This window comes from Microbispora siamensis, from assembly GCF_016863095.1.
Taxonomy (GTDB): domain Bacteria; phylum Actinomycetota; class Actinomycetes; order Streptosporangiales; family Streptosporangiaceae; genus Microbispora; species Microbispora siamensis.
Window position 1 is genome coordinate 115,953 of the sequence record NZ_BOOF01000035.1, and the last position, 7,961, is coordinate 123,913.

5 protein-coding genes and 1 tRNA gene are annotated in these 7,961 nt (G+C 66.6%); 4 read left to right on the plus strand and 2 right to left on the minus strand.

The window, feature by feature from the left end:
- Nucleotides 1–207 precede the first annotated feature (207 nt).
- From gyrB to Msi02_RS28755, 4 genes are all read left to right on the plus strand, one after another.
- Entirely contained in the window at nucleotides 208–2,154 is a 1,947-nt protein-coding gene (gene gyrB, locus Msi02_RS28740) for a DNA topoisomerase (ATP-hydrolyzing) subunit B (RefSeq protein WP_204051134.1), read from the plus strand.
- Between the two features lie 28 nt (nucleotides 2,155–2,182).
- The gene (gene gyrA, locus Msi02_RS28745) at nucleotides 2,183–4,684 is read left to right on the plus strand and encodes a DNA gyrase subunit A (protein ID WP_204051135.1); all 2,502 of its coding nucleotides are present in this window, start codon (nucleotides 2,183–2,185) and stop codon (nucleotides 4,682–4,684) included.
- 187 nt (nucleotides 4,685–4,871) lie between these two features.
- Nucleotides 4,872–5,573, plus strand: coding sequence for a DUF3566 domain-containing protein (locus Msi02_RS28750; protein WP_239108784.1), 702 nt, complete (start codon nucleotides 4,872–4,874; stop codon nucleotides 5,571–5,573).
- Between the two features lie 155 nt (nucleotides 5,574–5,728).
- Nucleotides 5,729–5,805 (plus strand) — tRNA-Ile (locus tag Msi02_RS28755).
- 169 nt (nucleotides 5,806–5,974) lie between these two features.
- On the opposite strand, the gene Msi02_RS28760 is transcribed toward Msi02_RS28755, so the two are convergent.
- Both Msi02_RS28760 and Msi02_RS28765 read right to left on the minus strand, forming a co-directional pair.
- On the minus strand, nucleotides 5,975–7,105 hold the full coding sequence (locus tag Msi02_RS28760; protein WP_204051136.1) for a helix-turn-helix domain-containing protein: 1,131 nt from the start codon (nucleotides 7,103–7,105) through the stop codon (nucleotides 5,975–5,977).
- A complete protein-coding gene (locus Msi02_RS28765; RefSeq protein WP_204051137.1) occupies nucleotides 7,102–7,746 on the minus strand; it encodes a hypothetical protein in 645 nt (214 codons plus the stop codon). Before Msi02_RS28765 ends, Msi02_RS28760 begins: the two co-directional genes overlap by 4 nt.
- Nucleotides 7,747–7,961 lie beyond the last annotated feature (215 nt).

The following is a 7,961-nucleotide window of genomic DNA, read 5'->3' on the forward strand; positions in this document are numbered from 1 at the left end:
CACAGCCCCCGTGAATGCCACCTGATGTCCGTCGGACCGGTAGAATGTAAACGGACTCAAGGACACGTCCGGTTTGCGTCACCCCGGTCCCATGGGCCGGTTTCCCTGGGTGTGCGCATCGGGGCACTCACGACGGTGACGGGCACGGCAGGGGCAGCCAATCCACGGTGCCGCCCGCCGCGTGTCCGCGGCAGGAGGATTTCGCACTTGTCCTACGACGCTAGCTCTATCACCGTTCTCGAGGGGCTGGAAGCGGTCCGCAAGCGCCCCGGTATGTACATCGGTTCGACCGGTGAGCGCGGGCTGCACCACCTCGTCTACGAGATCGTCGACAACGCGGTCGACGAGGCGTTGGCCGGCTACAACGACCTGATCGAGGTCACCCTGCTCGCCGACGGCGGCGTGCGCGTGATGGACCACGGACGCGGCATTCCCGTGGGCATCGTCGCCGCCGAGGGCAGGCCCGCCGTCGAGGTCGTCTTCACCGTGCTGCACGCCGGCGGCAAGTTCGACAGCAAGTCGTACGCCGTCTCGGGCGGTCTGCACGGCGTGGGCGCCTCGGTCGTCAACGCGCTGTCGACGCGCCTGGAGGTCGAGGTCCGCACCGACGGCCACGTGTGGCGGCAGAAGTACGTGACGGCCAAGCCGACGGCCCCGCTGGAGAAGGGCGAGCCGACCGACGAGCACGGCACGACGATCAGCTTCTGGCCCGACCCGGCCATCTTCGAGACGACCGCCTGGAACTTCGAGACGCTCGCGCGCCGATTCCAGGAGATGGCCTTCCTCAACAAGGGCCTGAAGATCACGCTGACCGACGAGCGGCCCGACCACATCATCGACGGCACGCCCAAGGTGGTCACCTACCACTACGAGGGCGGCCTGTCCGACTTCGTCAAGCACCTGAACTCCAAGAAGGAGCCGATCCACAACTCGGTGATCGACTTCGAGGAGCACGGCGACGGCATCTCGGTCGAGATCGCCATGCAGTGGAACGCCTCCTACGCCGAGTCGGTCTACACGTTCGCCAATACGATCAACACGGCTGAGGGCGGCACTCACGAGGAGGGCTTTCGCGCGGCGCTGACCACCATCGTCAACCGGTACGCGCGCGAGCAGAAGTTCCTCAAGGAGGGCAAGGACGACAACCTCAGCGGCGACGACGTCCGTGAGGGCCTGGCGGCGATCATCTCGGTGAAGCTGGCCGACCCGCAGTTCGAGGGCCAGACGAAGACCAAGCTGGGCAACACCGAGGCGAAGTCGTTCGTCCAGAAGGCCTGCAACGACCACCTGCGTGACTGGTTCGAGCGCAACCCGGGCGAGGCCAAGGAGATCATCAACAAGTCGCTCCAGGCGGCCCGCGCCCGCATCGCGGCGCGGCAGGCCCGCGACCTCACCCGGCGCAAGTCGCTGCTGGAGAGCGGCAGCGGCCTGCCGGGCAAGCTGGCCGACTGCCAGTGGTCGGAGCCGGAGAAGTGCGAGCTGTTCATCGTCGAGGGCGACTCGGCCGGCGGCTCGGCCAAGGGCGGGCGCGACCCCAAGTTCCAGGCGATCCTCCCGCTCCGCGGCAAGATCCTGAACGTCGAGAAGGCCCGGATCGACAAGGTCCTCAAGAACAACGAGGTCCAGGCGCTCATCACGGCTCTCGGCACCGGCGTCCACGACGAGTTCGACATCTCGAAGCTGCGCTACCACAAGCTGATCCTGATGGCGGACGCCGACGTGGACGGCCAGCACATCACCACGCTGCTGCTGACGCTGCTGTTCCGCTTCATGCGCCCGCTGATCGAGGCCGGGCACGTCTACCTGTCCCAGCCGCCGCTCTACAAGATCAAGTGGGACCGTAAGGGCGAGGACGCCTCGTACGCGTACTCCGACCGGGAGCGGGACGCGATCATCGAGGACGGCGTCGCCCGCGGCCGGCGTGACCCCCGCCTCCACGACGGTGTGCAGCGGTTCAAGGGTCTGGGCGAGATGAACGCCTCCCAGCTGTGGGACACCACGATGAACCCCGACACCCGGGTGCTGCGCCAGGTCACCCTCGACGACGCCGCCCAGGCCGACGACCTGTTCAGCGTGCTGATGGGTGAGGACGTCGAGGCCCGCAGGAACTTCATCATCACCAACGCCCGCGACGTCCGGTTCCTCGACGTCTGAGCAGCGCGGCCAACCAGAAGGACTTTTCGTGACGGAAGTGAACACGCCGCCTGGGCCCCCCGCCGATCGCATCGAGCCGGTCGACATCCAGGCCGAGATGCAGCGCAGCTACATGGACTACGCGATGTCCGTCATCGTGTCCCGAGCGCTGCCCGACGTCCGCGACGGCCTCAAGCCCGTGCACCGCCGCGTGCTGTACGCGATGTTCGACGGCGGCTACCGGCCCGACCGCGGCTACTTCAAGTGCTCCCGCGTCGTCGGCGATGTCATGGGCTCCTACCACCCCCACGGCGACACGTCGATCTACGACACCGTCGTACGGCTCGCGCAGCCGTGGTCGCTGCGCTACCCGCTCGTCGACGGCCAGGGCAACTTCGGCTCGCCGGGCAACGACCCGGCCGCCGCGATGCGGTACACCGAGTGCCGCCTCGCGCCGATCGCCATGGAGATGCTCCGGGACATCGACAAGGAGACCGTCGACTTCCAGCCCAACTACGACGGGCGGTCGCAGGAGCCGGTCGTCCTTCCGTCGCGGTTCCCGAACCTGCTGGTCAACGGGTCCGCCGGCATCGCGGTGGGCATGGCGACGAACATCCCGCCGCACAACCTCCGTGAGGTCGGCGAGGCCGTCAAGTGGGCGCTCGACAACCCCGAGGCGACCGACGAGGAGCTGCTCAACGGGCTGCTCGCGCGGGTCAAGGGCCCCGACTTCCCGACCGGCGCGCTGATCGTCGGCCGTCGCGGCATCGAGGACGCCTACCGCACCGGTCGCGGCTCGATCATCATGCGGGCCGTCGTCGAGGTCGAGGAGGACGCCAAGGGACGGCAGTGCCTGGTCGTCACGGCCCTGCCGTACCAGGTGAACCCGGACAACCTGGCGCTGACGATCGCCGAGCTGGTCAGGGACGGCAAGATCACCGGGATCGCGGACGTCCGCGACGAGACGTCCTCGCGGACCGGCCAGCGGCTGGTGATCGTGCTCAAGCGCGACGCGGTCGCCAAGGTCGTGCTGAACAACCTCTACAAGCACACCCAGCTCCAGACCACGTTCGGCGCGAACATGATCGCGCTGGTGGACGGCGTGCCGCGGACGCTGCGGCTCGACCAGTTCGTCCGGCACTACATCACGCACCAGATCGAGGTCGTGGTCCGGCGGACCCGGTTCCTGCTGCGCAAGGCGGAGGAGCGGGCCCACATCCTGCGCGGTCTGCTCAAGGCGCTCGACCGGCTCGACGACGTCATCGCCCTGATCAGGCGGTCGCCGTCGGCGGCCGAGGCACAGGGCGGCCTGATGACGCTGCTGGACATCGACCAGGTCCAGGCGCAGGCCATCCTGGACATGCAGCTGCGCAAGCTGGCCGCGCTGGAGCGGCAGCAGATCCAGGACGAGTACGACGGCCTGATGGCGCAGATCGCCGACTACCAGGACATCCTGGCCTCCGAGCCCCGGCAGCGCCGGCTCGTGTCGGACGAGCTCGGGGAGATCGTCGCCAGGTACGGCGACGAACGCAAGACCGAGATCACCGCGTACGAGGGCGACATGTCCATCGAGGACCTGATCGCCGAGGAGGACGTGGTCGTCACGATCACGCGCGGTGGGTACGCCAAGCGGACGAGCACCGACCTCTACCGGGCGCAGCGGCGCGGCGGCAAGGGCGTCAGGGGCGCGCAGCTCCGCCAGGACGACATCGTCGAGCACTTCTTCGTCACCACGACGCACCACTGGCTGCTGGCCTTCACGAACAAGGGCCGGGTCTACCGCTTCAAGGCGTACGAGCTGCCGGACTCGGGCCGGGACGCCCGCGGCCAGCACCTGGCCAACCTGCTCGCCATGCAGCCCGACGAGCACGTGATGGAGATCCTCGACCTGCGGGACTACAACGTCGCGCCCTACCTGGTGCTGGCGACCCGTAGCGGTCTGGTGAAGAAGACGCGACTTTCCGAATACGATTCGCCGCGATCCGGTGGCCTGATCGCGATCAATCTGCGCGAAGATGACGAGGTGATCGCCGCACGTCTCGTCTCCGAGGGTGACGACCTGCTGCTCGTGTCCAAGAACGCGCAGTCGATCAGGTTCACCGCGTCGGACGAGGCGCTGCGCCCGATGGGCCGCGCCACCAGCGGTGTGATCGGCATGCGGTTCGTGGACGGTGACGAACTTCTCGCGATGAACGTCATGAGCGACGGCGATGACGTGTTGATCGCGACCGAGGGTGGGTATGCGAAGCGGACACCCGCCGACCAGTACCCGGTCCAGGGCCGGGGCGGCAAGGGCGTACTGACGGCGAAGATCGTCAGCGCTCGTGGCAAGCTGGTCGGAGCCGTCATGGTGCGTCCCGAGGACGAGGTCTTCGCGATCACCTCTGCCGGCGGGGTGATCCGTACCAGCGCCGGCGAGATCAAGCAGTCGGGCCGCCAGACCATGGGCGTCCGCCTGATGAACCTGGCCGAGGGTGACAGCGTTGTGGCCCTCGCTCGCAACGCCGAGTCGTTGGAGACCGAGGAGAACGGGGCAGGAGACGAGGCATGAGCGAGCGAGTCGTCATCCGCGAGTGCGCACCGGGTGAGGGTGTGGCATGAGCGACACCGGTGGGCCGCGGACACCCGGCAGCAAGCAGAGACCCACGGGCGCCCGCCCGGCGCCGTCCCCGAACGGGGTTACCGCGCGGGCGCACGATGGCGGTAGCGTCGCCAAGGTGGCTTCCGAAGGAGATGACGTGACCGCCGCCGACAAGGCGAAGGCCGACGACACCATGCGCATCCGGACCTCGGCCGCTGACCAGCCATGGAAGCGGCAGACGGCCACGGACGGCGCGTCCGACAACGGCAGCAGGTCCGACAGCGGCGGGGCGACCGCGCAGTACCCCCGGCCCACCGGCGCCGGTGCGTCCACACCCCCTGTGGACAACGGCCGGCCGTCTGTGGACAACGGCCGGCCCTCGGTGGACGGCGGTTCCGTACGCGGCCTGAACTTCGGCCCGGCCGGGGACCGGCCCGAGTCCTCCAAGAAGGACAAGGATAAGAAGCTCGGCGTGCGTCCGCCGCGCAAGGCCCACCTGGTCCTGCGCAGGATCGAGCCGTGGTCGGCGATGAAGTTCAGCTTCGTCGTGTCGCTGGTGTGCTTCGTCGTGCTGTTCGTGGCCGTCGCCGTGCTGTACGGCGTGTTGTCGGCACTCGGCGTCTTCTCCTCGATCACCGACACCGTCAACCAGCTCACCAGCGGCGCCGGTGGCGCCGGGGCCGGCACCATCGACATCGGCAGCTGGTTCGAGCCGGTCCGCATCCTCGGGTACGCGGCCCTGCTGGGCGCGCTGAACGTCGTGCTCATCACCGCGCTGTCCACGCTCGGCGCCGTGATCTACAACATCTCCGCGGACCTCGTGGGCGGTGTTGAGGTCACGTTCAGCGAAGCCGAGTGACCCTACCGGTACGGCAGGCCGCCCACGCGAGCGGCCCGCCGTACGGATGCGCCTCGATGGCACGACCACGGGCCCGGACACGGTAAGCTTTTCCTCGTTCGGAACGACGGATTCGCCACCGGAAACGGGATGCGGTAACGTTCGTTGCGCGGTGCGGGGCTATAGCTCAGTCGGTTAGAGCGCTTCCCTGATAAGGAAGAGGTCCCAGGTTCAAGTCCTGGTAGCCCCACCAACAGTGAACAGCCCAAAGGCCACTTCTCCGATCATGGAGCGGTGGCCTTCCTGGTTTCCCGAGTGTCTAACTGCGTGACTACCGTCTTGAATCAGTGTCTTGCGCATGGGCTGTCACCCGAGGGGACAGAGGTTCGAGCCCTCACGCGAGTGAGGGCTCGAAGCCTGCTTCAGTTGGCACGGGTTCGGAACGGGACGAGCACGCCAGGAGCCTGCCCCTCAGGCTGGACAGGGCGCTGTCTCTGTCGCCATGACGGTGCATCCGCGTAGCGCTTGATCATCCGGGTTAGCTCTGAGGCGTACAACGGGAAGTCCTCAGCGAGGCGACGCACGTCGATGGGATCGCCGTACAGCAGCTCCATCATCTTGCGCAGGGCGCGCGGCTGCTCCGGTTCCCTTGCGTCCGCACCCGGTTCTTGCTTCCGCCAGCCGCGAGCCCCGAGCTGCACGTGCAAGCTTGTCTTCTGCCGCTGGTCAATTGCGCCCACGTCAGCAGCTCGGAAGATCAGCGATGCTATCGACATCCCCCATTTGAGCTTCAACGGGGCGAGACGGCTGAGAGTGACAGTCTTGGTGAACTCGCTCTCGGCATCTTCCCGCGGAAACAGGAACTCGCCGGCGAACTGATCAGCTTCTTGCTCGATCTTCTCTAGATCGCTGCAAGGGGCGCGGTGCAGCACCAGGTGCGCCAGCTCATGGCTGGCAGTGAAACGTATCCGGTCCCACGACGAACCTTGACCGATCGGCACCAAGGGGAGGTCCAACTCTGGGCCGTCCCATGTGCTGAAGGCATCGAGCTTCCCGTCTACCCATGTCTCCAGGGCGATAACGATGGCCCCTGCTCGTTCCAGAGCGTGAAGTACGCGCGGGATAGGACCGTGTGGAGGAAGTCCGAGAGCGGAGCGAGTGAGTTGAGCTGCCTCTCCCATGTCATGCATGCCCCGAAGGTCCGGGATGCGAACTGAGGGACCTTCCAGTTTGGTCAGCATGTGTCGCGCGACCTCCCTGGCGATCTCGGCCTCCCGTCGAGCCTGCCGCAGTACTGGCGCCGGCAGTGACTTGCGGGCCCGGAACTGCATCGATCCCTCAGCGAGGTCTTCAAGCGGAGGCCTTTGCAGGAAGGCAACCGGGACCTTGAGCGTCTGGGCAAGACGCTCAAGGTTCTCATCGCTGATCTCCACTATCGGAGTGAGTTCGATCTGAGCAATTCGGCCTTGGGACAGGCCTGCCCCTTTGCCTGTTGCGGTTTGGGTCAGGCCACGTAGTTCGCGGGCTTGCCGAACCCGTGCGCCGTAGATCACGAAGATTCGCCGCCTTCTTCCCCGACGTCCTGCTTCGGCAGGGCGTACACGTCCAGGTCTTGGCCTGCGGTCAAGTCCACGACCGCAGAGTCGGCCCCGACCTTATCGAGCGACTCGGCCGGGTGCGCGAAGGGGACGCGCCAGTGGACAGCGGTGGGGGTGAACTTCTTGCCGGGAGCCTTGGGGTACGCGAGTTCCAGCTCCACGCCCTTCGCGGTGATGTCCCACAGGAGCACGAGGGTCAGTTGCCGAGGTTCGACGTCAAACAGTGGCTGGGTGTACGCACGGGCACGAGATCGCGAAGACGCGCGCGGAACCTCGCCGTTGTCGACGCGCAGGATCCGAATGTGCACGGCGTGGTGTCTCGCAGCCAGGCCGTTGCGGACCCCGGCCCTGATCTCGACGGCCTCCTTGTCGTCGCCGTCGAGCGCGAGAAGACCGCGCAAGGTCAGCTCGTCCACAAGGTAGAACCGGAAGAAGTCGGCGAAGGCTTGGGCCTGGCGCTTCTTCGTGGTCACGGACTTGTTCAGCTGCGCAGTGGTGCGTGTGACGGCCGCTTCCGCCGCTTCCTGGAAACCAGGGAACGCCTCGTTGAACTGCTCAACCGCCTTCTCAGGGTCCATCCATCCCTGTGTGATCATGGGTAATATTATTACCCATGATCACCTACTTGGCTAGCGATTTGGGCTAGGATCGTTCCGGCGGGGGTCAGAGAAGATGCGATCCATGACGACCGCGCCACCCTGAAGGACCGGGCGGATCTGCTTGCGGTAGACCAGCTCCGTCACCGCTGTACTGCTGTGTCCAACCAAGCGAGAGATCTCCTCCAAGGGCGTCCCGCTGTCGGAGAGCAGGG

Bases quoted from the DNA above. Each gene is read 5' to 3' on its own strand.
- Msi02_RS28765 (WP_204051137.1), bottom strand. From the start codon at position 7,746: ATGATCACACAGGGATGGATGGACCCTGAGAAGGCGGTTGAGCAGTTC.